Consider the following 1895-nt stretch of genomic DNA (forward strand, 5'->3'; position numbering starts at 1 on the left):
TCTACCGCATAAACAGGCAGTTCAAAACTGAGGTCGTTGTTGCCGCGGGCATCTTGGTGGTCCAACGCTTCGATGAGCGTGAACGTGTATTCACCTAATGACCCAGAATTAAAGCTTAATGTGAATACTGTAGTTTCTACGTTTGTGGCACTGGTCGTAAAACCAATGTAGTCACCCGACCCTGTCGGATCTTCACGTAACTCAACGGCTAAACCGTTCGATTTAAGATCGTCGTTAGTATTGAACTCCGTTGGCTCAATACGGAAACGAACCACATCATCACTTTGATTGGTAAAAGTAATAATTTGAGTCGAGCTTACCGCGCTGCCACTTGGAACAGAGCCATCGCTCAGGTTAGTTTCAGAAAGAGTAACGCTCGGAATAACGTCAATCGTAGGGTTATCACCATCCGTAATCGTCAGCGTTACGGTTGAAGTCAGAGCGTCATTATCAAAATCACTTGAAGTCACCACAATCGACTTCACGATGTCTTCGCTTACCGAGTGGTCTAAATTACGATTTGGTTCAAAGCGCACTTCACCTTCAAGGGTGATATAAAGCTTACCTTCCGTGAAGCTAAACTGCTGCTCACCAGTGTCATTCTGATCAAGTGTTCTTAGTTGACCGTCATAGGTGAACTGAGTGATCGTCGCGCCATCAGCACTCTGATTTGGCATCACATCAATGGTGTTGGTTGTGATTGTGCCATCAGCCAGATTTGGCTCGATGATATCTAACGTACCGTCTTGCATGATTTGGACATCATCACCGATGGTCACGTTTAGCTGAGACACCAATGAATCATCGCCGTCCGTATCGACCGCATAAACAGGCAGATCGAAGCTCAGATCGTTCTTATCTAAACCATCTACATGGTCTAACGCTTCAAGCAGAGTAAAGGTGTATTCACCCAATGAGCTCGTAGAGAAAGCAATCGTAAACACTGGGATTTCAGCGCCCGAACCGTTGGTAATAAAGCCAATGTAAGTACCCGGATTAGCCGAATCTTCTTTTATCTCAACCGCAAATCCATTCGATTTCAGTGCACCGCCCACATTGAACTCTGTTGGCTCAATACGGAAACTCGCAACATCATCACTTTGATTGGTGAAGGTAATCGTCTCAGTTTGACTAACTGCAGTGCCACTTGGCGCAGAGCCGTCACTAAGATTGATTTCAGACAGAGTAACGCTTGGCACTGCATCAATGGTTGGGATATCACCATCAGTAATCGTCAGAGTGACCGTTGACGTCACCACATCGTTATCTAAATCGCTTGAAGTCACCACTATCGACTTCACGATATCTTCGCTAGCTGTGTGATCTAGGTTGCGATTGGGTTCGAAACGCACGTCACCTTGAAGAGTGATGAACAACTCGCCTTCAGTGAAGCTAAATTGCTGCTCACCATTGTCCGTTTGATCCAGTGTTCGAACTTGACCGTCATAAGTGAACTGAGTGATCGTCGCACCATCGGCGCTTTGCTCTGGCATCACATCGATGGTATTGGTTGTAATTGTGCCGTCTGCAAGATTTGGCTCAGTGATATCTAACGTACCACCTTGCATGATTTGAACATCGTCACCAATGGTTACGTTAAGTTGAGAAACCAATGAATCATCGCCATCACTGTCGACGGCGTAGACTGGCAGATCAAAGCTCAGATCGTTATTTGCAAGGCTATCCGCATGATCCAACGCTTCAAGCAAGGTGAAGGTGTATTGACCTAAATTGGTATCCGAGAAGCTAATCGTGAACACGTTAGTTTCAACGTTCGAACCATCAGTCACAAAACCGATGTAGCCACCCGGTGTAGTTGGGTCAGCTTTTAGCTCAACTGCCAATCCGTTCGATTTCAGAGCACCACCAACATTGAACTCCGTTGGTTCAATACG

1 pseudogene is annotated in these 1895 nt (G+C 46.0%); it reads right to left on the reverse strand.

The annotated features are described in order from the left end of the window. Window positions 1–1895 (reverse strand): annotated as a pseudogene (locus AB4375_RS21435) (hypothetical protein); the annotation flags it as partial.

This window comes from Vibrio sp. 10N.261.51.C6, from assembly GCF_041471785.1.
Classification (GTDB): Bacteria; Pseudomonadota; Gammaproteobacteria; order Enterobacterales; family Vibrionaceae; genus Vibrio; species Vibrio crassostreae_C.